Origin of the sequence: Halomonas sp. ALS9 (assembly GCF_001651035.1) — a bacterium.
GTDB lineage: Bacteria > Pseudomonadota > Gammaproteobacteria > Pseudomonadales > Halomonadaceae > Vreelandella.
In genome coordinates this window covers 1-329 of sequence record NZ_LXRG01000169.1, presented here as the reverse complement: position 1 = coordinate 329, position 329 = coordinate 1, and the positions used below count along the sequence as shown (strand labels likewise).

Annotated in this window: 1 protein-coding gene; it reads right to left on the bottom strand. The window is 57.8% G+C overall.

Annotated features, from left to right (window positions below; translation table 11 throughout):
* The coding region (locus A6R74_RS11690; RefSeq protein ID WP_240488219.1) for a methyl-accepting chemotaxis protein at window positions 1–329 on the bottom strand (329 nt) is incomplete at both ends.

The following is a 329-nucleotide window of genomic DNA, read 5'->3' as shown; positions in this document are numbered from 1 at the left end:
GACTCATCTACCAGGCTCGCATTCTGCTGGGTGACACTGTCCATTTGCGAGACGGCGGTGTTAACTTGTTCGATACCCTGAGACTGCTCGCGGCTCGCGGTGGCGATTTCAGCCATCAACACGGTGACGCGCTGAACGCCATTGACGATCTCTTCAAGCGACTTACCCGCTTTGTTGACCAGGCTTGAACCGGTGTCAACTTGGCTGATACTTTCTTCCACAAGCTTTTTGATGTCTTTGGCAGCATCAGCACTGCGCCCAGCCAGGTTGCGCACTTCATTGGCCACCACGGCAAAGCCCCGGCCTTGCGCGCCCGCCCGAGCGGCTTC